General features: G+C 40.9%; 17 protein-coding genes. 15 read left to right on the plus strand and 2 right to left on the minus strand.

Annotated features, from left to right (window positions below):
- Nucleotides 1-40: 40 nt before the first annotated feature.
- The 6 genes from R2S67_RS21780 to R2S67_RS21810 all read left to right on the plus strand — a co-directional run bounded on the left by R2S67_RS21780 (nt 41) and on the right by R2S67_RS21810 (nt 4,837).
- On the plus strand, nt 41-349 hold the full coding sequence (locus tag R2S67_RS21780; protein ID WP_317347037.1) for a transposase: 309 nt from the start codon (nt 41-43) through the stop codon (nt 347-349).
- The gene (locus tag R2S67_RS21785; protein ID WP_317347038.1) at nt 346-1,197 is read left to right on the plus strand and encodes an IS3 family transposase; all 852 of its coding nucleotides are present in this window, start codon (nt 346-348) and stop codon (nt 1,195-1,197) included. The genes R2S67_RS21780 and R2S67_RS21785 overlap by 4 nt, the downstream gene beginning before the upstream one ends.
- 1,029 nt (nt 1,198-2,226) lie before the next feature.
- Nucleotides 2,227-2,751, plus strand: a complete 525-nt coding sequence (locus tag R2S67_RS21790; RefSeq protein WP_317347039.1) for a GNAT family N-acetyltransferase — start codon at nt 2,227-2,229, stop codon at nt 2,749-2,751.
- Nucleotides 2,752-2,886: 135 nt separating this feature from the next.
- Nucleotides 2,887-3,246 (plus strand): hypothetical protein, encoded by a 360-nt coding sequence (locus R2S67_RS21795; protein WP_317347040.1) that lies wholly within the window; start codon nt 2,887-2,889, stop codon nt 3,244-3,246.
- A gap of 139 nt (nt 3,247-3,385) precedes the next feature.
- Entirely contained in the window at nt 3,386-3,880 is a 495-nt protein-coding gene (locus R2S67_RS21805) for a GNAT family N-acetyltransferase (RefSeq protein WP_193784238.1), read from the plus strand.
- A 135-nt stretch (nt 3,881-4,015) separates the two neighbouring features.
- Nucleotides 4,016-4,837, plus strand: a complete 822-nt coding sequence (locus tag R2S67_RS21810; protein ID WP_317347041.1) for an HNH endonuclease signature motif containing protein — start codon at nt 4,016-4,018, stop codon at nt 4,835-4,837.
- Nucleotides 4,838-4,996: 159 nt separating this feature from the next.
- On the opposite strand, the gene R2S67_RS21815 is transcribed toward R2S67_RS21810, so the two are convergent.
- On the minus strand, nt 4,997-5,350 hold the full coding sequence (locus R2S67_RS21815; protein ID WP_317347042.1) for a hypothetical protein: 354 nt from the start codon (nt 5,348-5,350) through the stop codon (nt 4,997-4,999).
- Between the two features lie 426 nt (nt 5,351-5,776).
- Nucleotides 5,777-6,001 carry a hypothetical protein gene (locus R2S67_RS21825; protein ID WP_317347053.1) on the minus strand — a complete coding sequence of 75 codons (225 nt, stop codon included), beginning with the start codon at nt 5,999-6,001 and terminating at the stop codon, nt 5,777-5,779.
- 243 nt (nt 6,002-6,244) lie between these two features.
- On the opposite strand from R2S67_RS21825, the gene R2S67_RS21830 reads away from it, so the two are divergent.
- The 9 genes from R2S67_RS21830 to R2S67_RS21875 all read left to right on the plus strand — a co-directional run bounded on the left by R2S67_RS21830 (nt 6,245) and on the right by R2S67_RS21875 (nt 15,959).
- Nucleotides 6,245-6,745, plus strand: a complete 501-nt coding sequence (locus R2S67_RS21830) for a hypothetical protein (RefSeq protein ID WP_020838873.1) — start codon at nt 6,245-6,247, stop codon at nt 6,743-6,745.
- A 752-nt stretch (nt 6,746-7,497) separates the two neighbouring features.
- A complete protein-coding gene (locus R2S67_RS21835) occupies nt 7,498-7,995 on the plus strand; it encodes an AAA family ATPase (RefSeq protein ID WP_317347045.1) in 498 nt (165 codons plus the stop codon).
- 132 nt (nt 7,996-8,127) lie between these two features.
- Nucleotides 8,128-8,637, plus strand: coding sequence for an AAA family ATPase (locus tag R2S67_RS21845; RefSeq protein WP_317347046.1), 510 nt, complete (start codon nt 8,128-8,130; stop codon nt 8,635-8,637).
- Nucleotides 8,638-8,859: 222 nt separating this feature from the next.
- Nucleotides 8,860-10,293, plus strand: coding sequence for an AAA family ATPase (locus R2S67_RS21850; RefSeq protein ID WP_317347052.1), 1,434 nt, complete (start codon nt 8,860-8,862; stop codon nt 10,291-10,293).
- A gap of 2 nt (nt 10,294-10,295) precedes the next feature.
- Nucleotides 10,296-10,925: an HNH endonuclease gene (locus R2S67_RS21855; RefSeq protein ID WP_317347047.1), complete on the plus strand. Its 630-nt coding sequence runs from the start codon at nt 10,296-10,298 to the stop codon at nt 10,923-10,925.
- Nucleotides 10,926-11,060: 135 nt separating this feature from the next.
- Nucleotides 11,061-11,546, plus strand: coding sequence for a GNAT family N-acetyltransferase (locus R2S67_RS21860; protein WP_129830163.1), 486 nt, complete (start codon nt 11,061-11,063; stop codon nt 11,544-11,546).
- 618 nt (nt 11,547-12,164) lie between these two features.
- Nucleotides 12,165-12,983 (plus strand): DUF2971 domain-containing protein, encoded by an 819-nt coding sequence (locus R2S67_RS21865; protein ID WP_317347048.1) that lies wholly within the window; start codon nt 12,165-12,167, stop codon nt 12,981-12,983.
- Between the two features lie 73 nt (nt 12,984-13,056).
- Nucleotides 13,057-14,880 (plus strand): ATP-binding protein, encoded by a 1,824-nt coding sequence (locus tag R2S67_RS21870; RefSeq protein ID WP_080538357.1) that lies wholly within the window; start codon nt 13,057-13,059, stop codon nt 14,878-14,880.
- A gap of 173 nt (nt 14,881-15,053) precedes the next feature.
- A complete protein-coding gene (locus R2S67_RS21875) occupies nt 15,054-15,959 on the plus strand; it encodes an Imm49 family immunity protein (protein ID WP_317347051.1) in 906 nt (301 codons plus the stop codon).
- The last annotated feature ends 303 nt before the right edge of the window (nt 15,960-16,262 follow it).

Here is a 16,262-nt window from a genome sequence, read left to right on the forward strand (position 1 = left end):
TTTACTAAGTTAGATCTAGGGTCTAATTGAGAGGTGATTTATGGCTAAACATCGTAATCCAGCGTACACCGAAGAGTTCCGCAAAGAAGCAGTGCGCCTGGCCAGTCTTCCTGGCCGAACAGCAGTCTCCGTTGCTAAGGAGCTGGGYATCAGTGCCCAGCAGATCCGTAACTGGAAGCGCCAGTTCACACGCCTATCTGATAAACAGTTTAACACCTTCGACGGTGTCGATTATTCGAAGAAAGAGTCCGAAGAACTTCGAGCGCTAAGACGCGAGAACAAGCGTCTACGTGATGGGATGGAATTCCTAAAAAAGGTGTCGGCGTACTTCGCGAAGAACCAAGAGTGAAGTACGAGTATATCGAGAGCTATGTTGGGGAATACAAAATCACTCATATGTGCCACGCCTTGGACGTTTCGCCGAGTGGTTATTACAAATGGTTAAATCGAGAGCCGAGTGAGCGTTCAAAGCGGCGATGCCGCTTTGAACAGTTAGTCATGTGTACCTTTGCGAAGCATCGTGCTCGCTATGGTTCAGTTCGAATCACCGATGAGCTGAATCAAGCAGGCTATGCCTGCTGCGTCAACTATATTGCTGATATCATGAAAGAAAAGGGTATCAAAGCACGCAATGGGATAGGGTTCAAATACACTAAGGATGTGGCAGCGATGACTAATGTGGCGGATAATTTGTTAAGAAGAGACTTCGAAGCAAAGAGCCCTAATCAGAAATGGGTGACTGACATTACATACATCTGGGTGAATAGCCGTTGGCTCTACCTAGCCACAGTACTAGATCTGCATTCGAGGCGTATTGTTGGTTGGTCGCTAGATACAACGATGACGGTTCAACTCATTACGAATGCACTGAAAATGGCGTTTAAGTCACGTAAGCCGCCTAAGGGCGTCATAATCCACTCAGACCGTGGTGTACAATATAGAGCACATGATTATCAGGACTTCATGCGTAAGCATGGAGGTGTGCCGAGCATGAGCCGCAAAGGCAATTGTTGGGACAATGCCGTGATGGAGTCCTTCTACAGTCGACTGAAAGTCGAGCTGATATATGCAGAAGACTACCAAGATATAGAAGAAGCTCGAATGGGGATCTTCGAATATATCGAGATCTATTACAATCGAAATAGAAAGCACTCAGCGTTGGGCTATGTGAGTCCAGCTGAGTTCGAAAGTGTGTAGTTATGTTGTGTCCACTTTTCGTGGGGTACACCAATTTATACGAGGAATGATGATTGTGTGTGATTGCAAGAAGACAAAAAGTAATACAGTAATTTGTAAAAATGAAGAGTGTAGGAAAGAAAGTTTAATAGACGATAGCAACACTAAGAATCTAATAGGCAATAGAGGATCTTCTGGTGGTTGTATTAAAGAATTTACCTGCCCTAGTTGCGGAACAACGTGTTGTCTTGAAAGAGAAAGACAAAGGATTCGTTTGAAACGGTAGCTCAATAGAACCTAAATATAACAATCTGTTTAAGAGTGATTCGCAACGCGTGGCATTTTTGCTATGCGTTGCGTTTAGTGTTTAAGGTGGTATGCGGTAGCTTTGGTATTGCGTTGCTCACACCTTAACAGGGCGTTAGTTTGCAAGCGGAAAAACGCAGTCATATCTCAATATCTAGTGGTAAAAGCTCAAAGTTGAAATTGTCGTATCGGCGTTCAATTTCAGTGTTAACTCGTGTGGTAAAAATCCAAAATTGGCATCGTTTTAACGGTTGGTTTGTTCTTTGGTGCGGCGATTTTTGGGTTAATTGAGTCGTACTTTTTTGCTGAAACTCTGCTCTGTGAGTTTATTGGTACAAAAGCCGATTTACTCGCTGAAATGACGCTTTCTTTGGTGTGGTAAGTTCACGTGGTTTCAGTGGCTTTGTTGAAAGTCCGTATTGTGAGATTGGTTTTCCAAAAGTGCTTTTTGGTGTTGTGAGTTTGTTTTCTGCGGCGTTGTTTGTTCCAAGTGGTTTCATTGACTAGCCGCTTTGAGACTACGCCTGACTTAAGTGCATCAAAGCACATAAAGTTTGTTGTTCGCAAAGTTTAAAACAACGTAAAATCAACCCTTTGGGTCTGCAAACTAACAAACTGCTCAAGAGGGATTCACAACGCGTGGCATTTTTACTATGCGTTGATTTTAGTGATTAAGGTGGTTTGCAGCGGCTTCGGTATTGCGTTGCTCACCCCTTAGCAGGGCGTTAGGCAGATAAGGAAATCATGAAGTTTAGAGTTAGAAAAGCATCATTCGATGATGTTGATAAAATCGCACATATACACGTTAATTCATGGGCATATGCGTACAACGGCTTAATGCCTCGGAGCTATATCGAAAGTTATACTCTGGAAAAGCGTCAGAAGCTTTGGTCGAACATCATTGGGCGAAATTTAGCGGAAGTTCTTGTAGCAGAAAGTGACAAGGGGTTAGCAGGTTTTCTATGCTTTGGGCAGCCTAAAAAGTTGAAAGGCACTGACGTATATGATTTAAGTTCTATCTATATCGACCCAAGTAAAATTGGTAATCGCATCGGTCAAGTGCTCTACAATGAGTGCGAGAAAATGCTACGTACATTAAAGGCAAAAAGGGTTTTGCTCTGGGTGCTTGATAGCAACGAAAGTGCATTAAAATTTTATACAAAGCAAGGTTTTGCGCCTACAGGTGAAACTAGTACAGAGCTTGCCAATGATATGGTTTTAAATGACATCGAGTTGGTAAAGGAGCTATCTGCCCAACAAAACGTTTAAGAGCGATTCGTAACGCGTGGCAATTTTTGTTTGCGGCGAGTAAAGTGTTTATGGCGCATGCAGAAGCTTTTGTATTGCGTTACTCACGCCTTAACGTGGCGTTATGCGCTAGTGCATTTAAATATCGAGGGATGTATGGATAATGAACTACCAAAAGCGATGGTATTGAAAACAATAGATGGTAGACATGTGGGTTTCATGTTGTTAGCTCCCAATTCAGGCGAGTCGGGGGAATGTGTTTTCAGTTTATCTGCGTCATCTGCAGAGGTAATCGATAGTAATTTAGGTGCCGTTCTATCTGAGCTTAAAGTTTCTGGCGAGCATATATACGTAGTGGAAACCATAAAAGATGGGTACTTAATTAATATTGCACCAATAGGCCTACCTAATGTTCAAGTTCAGCTTAATCATCAGTTCTCCGGAGATATAGTTACTGATATTGAAGGACGAGTCGCTTGTATTGGAACAGCTGAATTAGTGGAGCAAAGCGCATAACAAACTGTTTAAGAGTGATTCACAACGCGTGGCATTTTTACTATGCGTTGACTTTAGTGTTTAAGGTGGTGTGCGGCAGCATCGGTATTGCGTTGCTCACACCTTAACAGGGCGTTATGTGCTTATGAGGAAAATTGACATGGAAGTGATAGAGGCCAACCCTGATTTGGCCCCAATATTAGCGAGTTATGCGAAAGAATGCCTAGAATCGGGTATTCCAAAATATTCGGGTGTGGAGCAAGATCCGATAGCTTATTTGTCAGGTTTGGTCGAACGTTCAAAGGCAATCTCCGAGTTGCCAAAGGGATATTTACCTAGCACAACTTACTACTGTGTATCGAACTCCGAAATTTTAGGTGCAATCCGAGTTCGCAAAGGTACTAATGCCAACGTAGAGAATGTCATTGGTCATATTGGCTACGAAACTAGACCGTCAGCTCGTGGTAAGGGTGTAGCCTCATTTCTGCTTGCTTGGGTGCGAGACCATGTTGTCACTGATTCAGTTATTGTTACTTGCTCAATTGACAATCCTGCATCTCAAAAGGTCATCGAAAACTGTGGTGGTGAATACCTCGGTAACTACACAGATGAGAGTGAGGGTACGGTAAGGCGCTACCGTTTAGCACGCACATAACAAATTGCTTAAGAGTGATTCGCAACGCGTGGCATTTTTAGCTTGCGTTGGGTTTAGTGATTTTGGCGTAATGCAGAGGCTTGGCCACTGCGTTGCTCACACCTTAGCAAGGCGTTAGGCGATTAGGAGAGTTCATTGTTCGAAGTTGGTAAAATTTATAACCGTCGCTCTGATATTCACGGAGTATACAAAGGGCAACAGTATGGTGGTATTGCTACACCAGCTAATCATCCTTATGTATTTCTATTTACCAGCGATGCTGGTGAAGAGTTCGGCTATTCTGATGGTTTTGGCCCTGATGGTACGTTTAGGTATACAGGCGAAGGCCAAGAAGGTGATATGCAGATGGTCAAAGGTAATTTGGCAATCTTCGATCACCAGAAAAATAAAAAAGAAATCTTGTTGTTTGAGTCGACGACAAAAGGTTTTGTGCGTTTCGTTGGTGTATGTAGTTACATTGAACACCACATCGAGCAGCGACCTGACAGAAATGGTCAGCTTCGAGATGCTTTCATCTTTCACTTGGATGTACTTCCACAATCAAGGCTCCCAGGAGTGGAAAATGGAAAGGCTCCTTACTTAACAAAACCAACCAGAAGTAAATCACTTAAGCAATTGCGCGATATCGCTACCGCTGTCACCCCAAGTAATGTGGATGTTAAAGAACAAGTTGCTCATATCCGTTATCGTAGTGAAGCTATAAAGTTATATGCTAAAAAGCGCGCAAATGGGGTTTGTGAAGGTTGCAGAAGTAAGTCACCCTTTGAAACTAAGGCTGGACCTTATTTAGAAGTCCATCATTTAACCAGGCTTGCTGACGGTGGTGCTGATTGCCCGGAAAATGTTATCGCTCTATGCCCTACGTGTCACAGGAGAGCGCATTATTCAATCGACAACAAAGAGTTCAACGAAAAGTTGTTAAAAATAGCCCTTAGCATCGAAGAAAAAATCGCCTAACAAGTTGTTCAAGAGGGATTCGCAACGCGTGGCATTTTTATTGTGCGTTGGTTTTAGTGATTAAGGTGGTATGCGGAGACATCGGTATTGCGTTGGCTCACCCCTTAACAAGGCGTTATAGCAACTAAAAGGCCACCTGTAATAGTGGCCAGTACGGAATTAGTAAGATGAACAAGCGCCGTATGACGGTGCTTCTTTTATTCGATACTTTCTGCCGTTTTGATCTTTCGTATTTGTGTATGAGTAAGGTAGATCATCATAGTATGAAGGCATTTCCAAAGCGCTGTACCCACCGTTAGGCCATTCTGCAAGCGCGTAATTTGAGTACGATTGGTACTTGTAGCTATTTGTTGCCTTATTTAATTGTGAGCCTGTAACTATTGTGACAGGAACTTTGTACGGGTCTCCCCATGAGTAATCAGCTTTTTGATACTGGACACAACCATACTCTTGAGAAGCAAAAGCTACGTTGATTGTACCTAGCAAAGTTAAGGCAAATACAAACTTCTTCATTTCGTTTTAATTTAAAAAGTGCCGCATCCCTTTGATTCCATGCAATTTAGCACAAGGGAGTTTGGTCATTAATCTATGCACTCCAAATTTGCGCGAGGATTATATGGGTAAAATAGTTCTTCGTATACATAAAGTTGAATAGTTGCTATAACAAACTGTTCAAGAGGGATTCGCAACGCGTGGCATTTTTACTATGCGTTGGCTTTAGTGTTTAAGGCGGTATGCGGCGACTTCGGTATTGCGTTGCTCACCCCTTAACAGGGCGTTAGTTTGCAAGAGGAAAAACGCAGCTATATCGCAAGATCTAGTGGTAAAAGCTGAAAGTCTAAATAGCCATATCAGTGTTCAATTTCAGTGTTAACTAGCGTGGTGAAAATCCAAAATTGTCATCGTTTCAACGGTTGATTTGTTCTTTGGTGCGGCGAGTTATGGTTTAACCAAGCTGTACTTTTTTTGCTGAAACTCTGCTCGTTGAGTTTGTTGGTGCAAAAGCCGATCTACTCGCTGAAATGGCGTTTTCTCTGGTGTGGTAAGTTCATGAGGTTTCAGTGGCTTTGTTGAAAGTCCGTATTGTGAGATTGGTTTTCCAAAAGCGCTTTTTGGTGTTGTGAGTTCGTTTTCTGCGGCGTTGTTTGTTCCACGTGGTTTCATTGAGTAGCTGCTTTGAGACTACGCCTGACTTAAGTGAATCAAAACACATAAGGTTTATTATTTGCAAAGCTTAAAATAGCGTAAAATCAACGCTTTGGGTTTGCAAACTAACAAACTGCTCAAGAGGGATTCGCAACGCGTGGCATTTTTACTATGCGTTGGTTTAAGTGATTAAGGTGGTATGCGGCGGCTTCGGTATTGCGTTGCTCACCCCTTAGCAGGGCGTTAAATTCTTGAGGGTTTATGAGAGCATTTCGAAATGTATCAAAAGGGGTGCAGGGTAGCCTCAAATCACTTTATTCCGCTCTAGACAATAAAACGAACGAGAGCATTGAAGATTGGCAATGTGTTGCAATCACTGTGTTCGATCATTGGTTAACACGAGAAGAGTTTGAGCAATATTTTACTAATCGTTCGTTAGACCAACAAGCCGATATCGACCTGCGTTGGCATTTGTTTCATCGTCTTCTAGCGGAGGACGTTTCGTGTTACCAGTACAAATATAGATCTGTTAGTCGGTTGATATTTAAGGAGCCAAGAAACAGTTCTTTGTTTGTCCGCCGTTTATCTAGGTTTTCAGTTACGGATGCTGATGCTTTGCAGCTCGTAATTCCAGAATATCGGGCTGTTTTCGTACAAGGTTATGACGATACATGTTCTCTTTACTTTGAGTGTCGAGAGTCTGTAAAGCCTCTACTCCATGAAATTAGAAAGCTGGGCATGTATACGTTAGAACGAATTTAACAAACTGTTTAAGAGTGATTCGCAACGCGTGGCATTTTACTATGCGTTGTGTTTAGTGGTTAAGGTGGTTTGCGGAAGCATCGGTATTGCGTTGCTCACACCTTAACAGGGCGTTAGTTTGCAAGAGGAAAAACGCAGCTATATTGCAAGATCTAGTGGTAAAAGATCAAAGTCTAAATTGTCATATCGGCGTTCAATTTCAGTGTTAACTAGCGTGGTGAAAATTCAAAATTGGCATCGTTTCAACGGTTGATTTGTTTTTTGGTGCGGCGACTTTTGGGTTATCTGAGTCGAACTTTTTTGCTGAAACTCTGCTCGTTGAGTTTGTTGGTACAAAAGCCCATCTACTCGCTGAAATAGCGTTTTCTCTGGTGTGGTAAGTTCATGTGGTTTCAGTGGCTTTGTTGAAAGTCCGCATTGTGAGATTTGTTTTCCAAAAGCGCTTTTTGGTGTTATTAGTTCGTTTTCTGCGGCGTTGTTTGTTCCACGTGGTTTCATTGAGTAGCTGCTTTGAGACTACGCCTGACTTAAGTGCATCAAAACACATAAATTTTATTGTTTGCAAAGTTTAAAATAACGTAAAATCAACGCTTTGGGTTTGCAAACTAACAAACTGCTCAAGAGGGATTCACAACGCGTGGTATTTTTACTATGCGTTGATTTTAGTGATTAAGGTGGTTTTCGGCGGCTTCGGTATTGCGTTGCTCACCCCTTAGCAGGGCGTTAACTGGATTGATGACGAGGTAAGTCCGATGAAAAGAATTGCGGTCATTGGTTCCGACGGTTCGGGTAAATCCACATTTTCGGCACTATTAGGTAAAGAGTTGAACTTGCCTGTTCATCATCTCGATCAGCTATATTGGAAACCAAATTGGGTTAAGATTCCAAAAAATGACTGGATCAAAATTCAAAAAGGTCTTTGTGAAAGCGAGTGTTGGATTATAGATGGTAATTATCAGAGCACCCTTGATATAAGATTTGAAGCTTGTGACACAGTAATATTCTTAGATGTAAACCGATACACTTGTATCTATCGAGCACTAAAGAGAACATTATTAAGTAGTAAGCGTCCAGATCTAGCTGAAGGTTGCGGTGAAAGGTTTGATATCGAGTTCATCAAATTTTTATGGGACTATCCCAAAAAGTCGAAACCCCTAATAATGGACAAACTCAAGACGCTTACAAGAAATAAGCGTGTAATTATCGCAAAATCGGGAGAGCAAGCGCTCCGCCTTTGCAAATCCAGTTAACAAACTGTTCAAGAGTGATTCGCAACGCGTGGCATTTTTACTATGCGTAGCGTTTGGTGTTTAAGGTGGTATGCGGCGGCATCGGTATTGCGTTGCTCACACCTTAACAGGGCGTTAGCATGCGGGAGTAATATGAAGAAAATTCTCATCATCGGTAATTCTGGCTCAGGCAAGAGTTGGTTGTCGAACCAGTTATCCCGAAAACTTCAGTTGCAAGAAGTTAACTTGGACTCGATTGTATGGGAGCCAGGTGGCTATAATCAAAAACGCTCCACCGGAGCAATCGAAAATGAAATTGCTAGTATAAAGTCTCAATGCAACTGGGTAGTTGAGGGAGTATTTGGTGCTTTAGCTGAACAGTTTATTTTTTCTTCTGACATGCTGTTGTTTTTGGATTTGGAGTGGTCTGAATGTGAAAGTTCTCTTTATGCTCGTGGTTCGGAGAGCTCGAAGCAACTTAATGAGGAACAGGCGGAGAAGAATTTTCGTGAATTATTAAAATGGGCTTCTGAATACTCGGTTCGCGAATCCAAAAGTTCACGACAGTTCCATCAGCAATTGTTCAGAGATTTTCACGGTTCTAAAGTACGTTTCACAACACGCTCTCAAGTGAATGAGTTTGTAGCGGAAACAACATGCTAACAAACTGTTTAAGAGTGATTCGCAACGCGTGGCATTTTTACCATGCGTTGATTTTAGTGATTAAGGTGGTTTGCTGCGGCTTYGGTATTGCGTTGCTCACCCCTTAACAGGGCGTTAGTTGCCCCTAGCATTTGTGCAAATATTTTTTAAGGAGATAATTTGGYTTTTCGTTTAAAGAGTTTCACGGTCAATTCAGGTAGCTTTAATTGCCCGCCTGTTTTGTTGTCCAAATCAGGCTCATGTGATAATTACTTCACCGTCATAATCGGGAATAATGGTACTGGTAAGAGTCGATTTGTGTCTAATTTGGTCCATTCATTTTTAGAGTTGAATGATAACAAAAGGAGGGCTAAGTTAGAGTTTGAATTAGAGTACCAAGTAAATGAAGAAGAATTTAGATTTGAGAATAAACTCAGAAATAGAAAGCTTAACGACGAGAAATTTCGTTTTGGTAAACCGAATAAGCTAATTGCCATAGCAACTAGCCTGTCGGATAAGTTCCCTGTAGACAATTACGGAAAGTCGAGAAACTTTGAAAACCGACTCAACCTTAAGGAAGAGTTTTATGTATATCTAGGAACGAGAAATAGAATGCCAGGCTCATCAACAAGAGCTTTAATGGATCGCGCAGTTTCGACTTTATTGCAAAATATACATGAAGATAGTAACGATGAGCGATATAGAGATATTTTCGATTACTTAAACTACGAGCCTGTAATTAAACTTTCTTATAGGATTTATGTACCTGAGTATCTCAGAGGACATGTAAAGTCAAAAAGTTTCAACGGAAGAGAATTAAAAGAGCTATTAAAAGATTGGTCTGAGCGCAGAGGTGGATTTAGGGCTAATTTTTACCAAAAGGCTGTTGACACGTACTCTGACAGTTATTGGGATAGATTGGCTGAGATGTACATACAAACTCTTAATAGCTGTGATCAGGAGTCACGAAGACCGGAGTATTCTTTTGTAGTGAATTTTTCAGAGAAAAATAGCCATCGAGATAATGAAATTTTCCATTTAAGGCAGGAAGATAGTTATTTTCTTTTAGAAGAACTTAGACGTTTCGATCTTGTAAAAGGGCCTGAAATAAGCCTATATAAAAGGGGGGGTGGTGAGTTTGATTTCCATGATGCATCTTCCGGAGAGGCTAGTATTTTATCAACACTTATCGGACTAATACCTAATCTTTCTAACAATAGCCTAATTGTTATTGATGAGCCAGAGATAAGCCTGCACCCTTCATGGCAATATCGATACATAGAACTTATTGATAGAATAATTAGTGGTTTTAATGGGTGCCATGTGATTGTAGCAACTCATTCGCATTTTCTTGTATCTGATTTACCTCTTTACCGTTCTCATGTTGTACATTTCAAAAACAACAAAACATCTGACATTGATGTCAGCTACATTGATCATGAGACACACGGCTTGTCTGCTGAAGAAATATTATTAGATGTTTTTGAWATGCCCTCGACAAGAAATTACTTCCTTTCAAAAGAGGTATCCGAAGCTCTGGAGTTGCTTGCTGAGGGTAAAAAGGAATCTGACAGGTTTGTAGAGCTTTTAGAAAAACTAAAAAGGTACTTACCAAATTTAAAGAAAATAGACCCATTACACACTGTCATTAAGACTTTGATTTCTGCTGGTGGCTGATTATGGAAGATAGAATATTGTCACCGTATGTTTTAACGGCAGAAGAAAAAAGAACCATAAATAGTCATTTCTCAACGCACAAAGATTGGGAGAAAGGGGCGTTTGATAGCATTAAAGAAAATTTGATTGCTGATTTGAGGCCAAAGCAAAATAACAAGTGTTGTTACTGTAAATCTGAGTTAGGTTTTGACATAAAGGCTGTAGATATCGAGCACATTTTGCCAAAATCTAAGCATGAAAAATTCACCTTCCATCCTAAGAATCTCGCTCTTTCATGTCCAGGTTGCAATACATCAAAGGGGTCAAAAGAAGTCGTTAAACGTGGAGTCCAAAACTACCCTCGAAGTGGGGCAAATATTGTGATCATTCATGCGCACTTTGACAACTACAATTCAAGTATTGAAATTCACGAGAATGCTGTCTACGAAGGCCTAGACGATAAAGGTTGTGAAACTATTAAGCAATGTAAACTGTATAGGTTGAAAACTGTTCAAAGAAAAGCAAGGGAGGTAAGTGCCAGACAATCCCCAATTCAAGAGTTGATCGAGAGCTTGAGAACTGCGCCGCAAGATGAGCAGCGACAATTTGTGGATCAACTGAATCTAATTATGGGTCAGATTAATGGCAACTAACAATCTGTTTAAGAGTGATTCGCAACACGTGGCGTTTTTGCTATGCGTTGCTTTTAGTGTTTAAGGTGGTATGCGGAAGCATCGGTATTGCGTTGCTCACACCTTAACAGGGCGTTATGTTCTAGGAGGAAATTCATGATTAGGGAAATCACAAAAGCCGATTTTGAGTCGTTTTGGCCAACATTTTCTGCGGTAATCCAGGCACAAGAAACTTATGCCTTTGACCCAAATATGACGCTAGAACAAGCATTTGCTTTATGGTGTGAATCTCCCCTGAAAGCTTTTGTTTTCGTAGAAAATGACGTTGTACTGGGCTCATACTACATCAAGCCAAATGCAATGGGGCCAAGTAGCCATATATGTAATTGTGGATACATGGTTTCTAGCAAAGCTAGAGGTAAGGGCATTGCACGCCTTATGTGTGAACATTCTCAGGAAACTGCTCTAGAACTTGGCTTTGATGCCATGCAATTTAACAGCGTGGTCTCTACCAATGAAGTTGCGGTGAAGCTTTGGGAGAAGCTAGGGTTTCAAATCATAGGTACAATTCCCAAGGCATATAAGCATGCTCATCTAGGGTTGGTTGATAGCCACGTCATGTACAAATGGCTACGAACATAACAAGCAATTTAAGAGGGATTCCCAACGCTTGGCATTTTGGCTTCTACTTCAATTTTAGTGTTTACGGTACAATGCGTTAGGTTGGGTGGCAGCGTTGCTCACCCCTTAATTGGGCGTTAGCTTACAACAAGGTTAAAATCGAGATCGAATATGAAAAAAGCAATTCTTAATGCATTTAGTGGGCTCGATAAATCGTACCTTACAAAGCAATACATAATAGGTATTTTAGTCTGCGTTGTTTACGTTTTGATTGTGAGAAAGTATGGGCAAGGATTAGGGTTGTATACGTTGTTGAGCTTCGGAATCAATACATTGCTTTATCCGTACTCAAGGTATCTGCTTGAGTCTTTGGTCAAGTTTCTTTTTGGGAACACGCGTTTTGACAAAAGCTCAGGTGTACTGATGGTGCTTAAATTATTAAGTATTGTGTTCTGTTGGTCTGCAGCCTTGTTTATAGCGCCATTTGGTCTTTTGTACATTCACTTTCGTGGCAGCCGAGGTCAGTAAGCTAACAAGGCGTTTAAGAGTGATTCCAAACGCTTGCCGGTTTCGCTCCGCTCACAGTATGGCAAGCGCTTGTCACACCTTAACGCAGCGTTATGTTTAAAGAGGTTCAACGTGAAATTCTACAAATATATGGCATTAAGCAAGAACACACTTGATGCTTTTATTAATGAGTATTGTTGGTTTAGTTCACCATCTGCCTTTAATGATCCATTTGATTGTGCACTCATCAAGGGTGACAAAATGAAAGAGTTTTTCCTAGAAAGTAAGAAAGTCCTCTGTCTTGCTAGAGAGCATGATAATTTACTAATGTGGTCGCATTATGCTGATTCTCATAGAGGTATTTGTGTTGAATACACTCCATTTAGTACTGAAGAAATCTGTCGCTTGAAAGAACAGGGAGTGTTTGGTGATTATCCTAATGATCGACTTTGTATTGTGCAAAATGCCCGAAAGGTTGAATACAGAACAACAGAACAGATAAACAACTATCTCGATGCATTGCCTGATACTGATCAAGAGTTTTTGTCTCTGCACCAGCAAAAAATTGAAGAAGGTTCGACTGAAGAGTTTTATGCAACAATCAGCAGTGCTTTGACTATAAAGCATGAGTCGTGGGCATACGAAAATGAGTACCGTATTATTCACGATGGTGAAAACCGAAACACTCATCCGGGAAAAATTACCAAAATATACATTGGAGCAAAGGCATCGCCACAGGACAAACGAACACTTTCGATGTCAATTGATGAAAGCATAGAGTTGGTTTGTATGGATTTCTCCAAAACTAAGTACTCTTTGACAGAGCGTTCTTTGCAACCAAAGGTCGACTTTGCAGGTCTGGTCTTTACTTTAAAGAATAAACATAACAAACAATTTAAGAGTGATTCGGCACGCGTGGCGTTTTTACTATGCGTCGGTTTAAGTGATTAGGGTGGTATGCGGTAGCATTGGTATTGCGTGCCTCACACCTTAATTGGGCGTTATAACCCTAAAGGAGTTTTAGGTGAAATTAATATCTTTAGAAGTTGAAAATTTACGGTGTTATCAAGAACCAGTAAAAGTAAAAATTGATGATTTAACCACTGTTATTGGTAAAAATGATATTGGGAAATCTACGATACTGGAAGCAATGGAGATATTTTTTAATAATGATGTCGTGAAAATATCCCAAGATGATGCGAATATACATAATGCGAATAAAAAAGTATCAATCACGTGTGAGTTCACATCTCTTCCAGAAACAATAATTCTTGATAGCGGTACTGAAACAACATTAGCAAACGAATATTTACTAACGAAAAACGCTACACTGAAGATTAAAAAAGTTTTTGACTGTAGCAAAAAAACTCCGTCTTGCGATGTGTTCATCTTGGCGGAACATCCAACAGCAAAAGGCTGTGACAACCTCTTAGAGTTGAAAGAAAAAGATCTTCAGAAAATCATCAAGGATAGAAAAATAGAAAGCCCATTAAAAGGAAACCCTTTAATGAGGTCTGCTATCTGGAGTAATACAACTGAATTAGAGTTAAATGAAGTTGCAATTCAAGTTACGAAACCAAAAGAAGATAGCAAAAGAATCTGGGAGCAAGTAGATAAATATCTTCCACTATTTGCGCTATTCCAAAGTGACCGAAGCAGTAAAGATTCTGATGGTGAAGTTCAAGATCCAATGAAAGCTGCTGTCGCAGCAGCCATTGCTGAGGTTCAAGATGATATTGACCGTATTCAGCGAAAAGTTCAGGAGAGAACGGAGGAGATTGCAAATAACACGCATGAAGCTCTAAAAACTATCGACAGCAATTTAGCAAGCGAATTGACGCCAGAGTTCACACCACCAACTCCAGCTAAATGGACAGGGTTGTTTTCAGTTAACCTAAGCACAGATGGAATTCCTTTAAACAAACGTGGCAGTGGTGTTAGACGATTAGTTTTAGTAAGTTTCTTTAAAGCCGAAGCCGAGCGATTACTTACAAAAGGAAGTAAGAAAGGAATAATTTATGCTGTAGAGGAACCTGAAACAGCTCAACATCCCAACAATCAAAAAATATTACAATCCTCATTTTCTGCATTGGCATCGGAACCTAATTGCCAAGTAATTCTCACAACTCACAGTCCTGGTTTTGCAAGTGATCTTCCTATGGACGGAATTAGATATATAAACCGAGATGAGGCAGGAAAACCGGTTATTGAGCATGGTTCTGACGTACTAACTGATGTTGCAAGTGCGTTAGGAGTAACCCCTGATAGTCGAGTTAAAGTACTAATATGTGTTGAAGGACCTACTGATGTTAGCGCACTTAAGGCTCTTAGTGCAGCTCTACATACTGAAGATGAGGCTGTGCCTGATTTAAATACAGATGATCGAGTAGCTTTTATTGTCCTTGGTGGTGGTAACTTAAAACACTGGGTTAACCACCATTATTTGAGTGGCTTAGGGCGACCTGAAATTCATATTTATGATGCAGATGTTCCAAGTTATGCTGATGCAGCTAGAGAAATCAATCAGCGTACAGATGGTTCAAAGGCATTCATTACACAAAAACATGAGATTGAAAGTTACCTGCATACAGATGCGATAAAATTGGCTTTTGGCGTAGACGTTGAAGTTACAGATCATCCAAATGCAGAAGGTAAAGCTACGCCCAAAGTCTTTGCTGAAGTTTACTCTGCAGATCAAGGTTATGATGGGGTAATGAAAGATAATAACGCGAAAATTAGACTATCAAACAAAGCATTCCCTTGCATGACTTCCGCAATGATTCATGAAAGAGACCCAAATGGTGAAGTAAAAGAATGGTTTACAACAATCGGTAGCTACTTGGTGTAATCGGGTTATAACAATCTGTTTAAGAGTGATTCGCAACGCGTGGCATTTTTACTATGCGTTGCGTTTAGTGTTTAAGGTGGTATGCGGTGGCTTTTGTATTGCGTTGCTCACACCTTAACAGGGCGTTAACTAACTCCTTCGATCCAGTTTATAAATTAAAGAGAAATGTTTATATGACATCAAAAGAACACTTTAAACCAATACCATGTCATGCAGACTACCTAAAGAGACTTTCTAACCCCTATGGGATGAAATGTAAACTACTGCTTGATGACTTTAAGCTTTATTCTAAAATCGGGAAAGTCGATTTATATCGCGTGAGTCTTGCAGGCCTTTATCTAACCAGTAGTTTATACCACAAGGCTGGAGACATAGAATCCAGTCTTAGAGCAATGGATATGCATCAGTACTTTGATATTAAATTAGTGCAGTCACAGCTATTGAGTGATGGAGAGACGATTTCGGTTGTGCTCCCCAAAGCGGAGGTGACTCTAGTAGCAAAGAAAGATGAATACAATGGCCTTGAAGGTGCGCTATATCTAACCTACTTAAGTTGGCTATCTTTATTCTGTGAGCAGGTGAGTGACATCGAGTACCTTTCCAACCTAGCCGACCACCCAAACACTGAGTGGTATAATGTTCGGTCTCGTACCTTCTTTGAGCTCCAAATGGTCATGCTCGGAATAAAATCTGGTGACGTTAAGTCGTTAATTCAGAAGTTTATTGATGTAAGTACTCCTGAGTATCTTGAGGGTTTAGCCTTTGAACATGCTAACCTTGTCGATTTGCCAACGATTAATGTGATGACAAAAGTTCTAAATAAATCAGTTTGTGGTGAAGCGGAATATCAACAAGCGATGTATGAAGCGGTCAAAGGGCACCACAAGTATTGGAGTCAAAAAAAGTTAAAGGAAGAGCGTGTAGGCTATTTTGCTATGCCGTTACTGGCACTGGCAAAGCTTACTTACCAGAAATACGGTTTTCGCTTAGGGTTTGAAACGGATTATGTTCCAGAAGCGTTCTACACCCGTAATATGCCCGAGCCGAGCTATAGCTTTTTAGATATTTACAAATCGTAGTTAGTTAACAAACTGTTTAAGAGTGATTCGCAACGCGCGGCATTTTTACAATGCGTTGCATTTAGTGTTTAAGGTGGTATGCGGGAGCCTCGGCATTGCGTTGCTCACACCTTAATGCGGCGTTAGGAGACCGAGTACCCCACGTTTAGTAGACACTTTACTAAGTTAGATCTAGGGTCTAATTGAGAGGTGATTTATGGCTAAACATCGTAATCCAGCGTACACCGAAGAGTTCCGCAAAGAAGCAGTGCGCCTGGCCAGTCTTCCTGGCCGAACAGCAGTCTCCGTTGCTAAGGAGCTGGG

The sequence above is a fragment of the Vibrio sp. T13N genome (genome assembly GCF_032970445.1).
GTDB classification, from domain to species: Bacteria; Pseudomonadota; Gammaproteobacteria; order Enterobacterales; family Vibrionaceae; genus Vibrio; species Vibrio diabolicus.

Coding starts and splice junctions, on each gene's coding strand:
- R2S67_RS21790 (WP_317347039.1), top strand. CDS start 2,227: ATGAAGTTTAGAGTTAGAAAAGCATCATTCGATGATGTTGATAAAATC.
- R2S67_RS21795 (WP_317347040.1), top strand. CDS start 2,887: ATGGATAATGAACTACCAAAAGCGATGGTATTGAAAACAATAGATGGT.
- R2S67_RS21805 (WP_193784238.1), top strand. CDS start 3,386: ATGGAAGTGATAGAGGCCAACCCTGATTTGGCCCCAATATTAGCGAGT.
- R2S67_RS21815 (WP_317347042.1), bottom strand. CDS start 5,350: ATGAAGAAGTTTGTATTTGCCTTAACTTTGCTAGGTACAATCAACGTA.
- R2S67_RS21825 (WP_317347053.1), bottom strand. CDS start 6,001: ATGAAACCACGTGGAACAAACAACGCCGCAGAAAACGAACTCACAACA.
- R2S67_RS21830 (WP_020838873.1), top strand. CDS start 6,245: ATGAGAGCATTTCGAAATGTATCAAAAGGGGTGCAGGGTAGCCTCAAA.
- R2S67_RS21835 (WP_317347045.1), top strand. CDS start 7,498: ATGAAAAGAATTGCGGTCATTGGTTCCGACGGTTCGGGTAAATCCACA.
- R2S67_RS21845 (WP_317347046.1), top strand. CDS start 8,128: ATGAAGAAAATTCTCATCATCGGTAATTCTGGCTCAGGCAAGAGTTGG.
- R2S67_RS21855 (WP_317347047.1), top strand. CDS start 10,296: ATGGAAGATAGAATATTGTCACCGTATGTTTTAACGGCAGAAGAAAAA.
- R2S67_RS21860 (WP_129830163.1), top strand. CDS start 11,061: ATGATTAGGGAAATCACAAAAGCCGATTTTGAGTCGTTTTGGCCAACA.
- R2S67_RS21875 (WP_317347051.1), top strand. CDS start 15,054: ATGACATCAAAAGAACACTTTAAACCAATACCATGTCATGCAGACTAC.